This is a genomic window from Brevundimonas sp. CURTG3B2_SDJG, assembly GCF_057364705.1.
Genome location: NZ_JBNFOJ010000545.1, coordinates 1 through 803, shown reverse-complemented (window position 1 = coordinate 803; position 803 = coordinate 1). Strand labels below are relative to the sequence as shown.

At 70.9% G+C, this 803-nt stretch carries 1 protein-coding gene and 1 pseudogene; one reads left to right on the top strand and one right to left on the bottom strand.

Translation table 11 applies throughout. The features are described 5' to 3' along the window. The coding region (locus AC2W7C_RS18585) for a DUF805 domain-containing protein (RefSeq protein WP_486002665.1) at nt 1–402 on the bottom strand (402 nt) is incomplete at its 3' end. Nucleotides 403–597: 195 nt separating this feature from the next. Here AC2W7C_RS18585 and AC2W7C_RS18580 point away from each other — a divergent pair. Then, a pseudogene (locus AC2W7C_RS18580) lies at nt 598–803 on the top strand (RNA polymerase factor sigma-54); the annotation flags it as partial.

Here is an 803-nt window from a genome sequence, read left to right as displayed (position 1 = left end):
GCCCAGGCCGGCGAGGGCCGTGCCGACGAAGGCCTCGCGGCCGGCGCCCATGCCGACCGCGCCGACGGCGGTGACGATCGTGCCGACGGTCATCACCAAGCTGAACAGGCCGGGCAGCATCAGGCACAGCCAGATCGCGCCCCGCCCGCTGTCGTGCAGCCGGCGCACCAGCACCGCATAGTTGGGCGTCACCAGGGCGGCGAGGCTGAGCAGGATCAGGCCGAACGCGATCAGCACGCCGGGTGTCGCCTGGGCGGGCTCGCCGGAGCCCATGGCCCCGAAGCACAGGCCGACCAGCAGGCCGTACCAGAGCCCCTGGAGTATGGCGAACAGCCAATATTCGCTCCGGCTGGCGCGGCCGCGGAAGTCGGCGTAGCGGAGCAGCGGGCGGAACATCAGCATGGGCGGCCCCCTCCGAGCGAAACGGACGACGCCAGATTGTGCGGAAGAGCGTAAAGGCCTCGCCAAGCTTGTTGGTTAAGCGGTCGGCGTCGCCGGGCCCTCGCCGCGTTCGGGCTCCGTTAACCGCTTCGGCCACACTGTGGCCGCAGCAAGTTTCGGGCCAGACGCTCGACAGGGGCTGAGAGGCGAAACCGGGTGCTGGGACAAAGGCTGGAGATCAGGCAGGGCCAGGGGCTGGTCATCACGCCGCAGCTGCAGCAGGCGATCAAGCTGCTGCAGCTGTCCAACCTGGAGCTGGAAGCCTTCGTCGAGGCCGAGCTGGAGCGCAATCCGCTGCTGCAGCGCGAGGACGCCGAGCCGGGCGGCGCGGAGACCGCGGACGGCGAGGCGCAGGCCGCCGC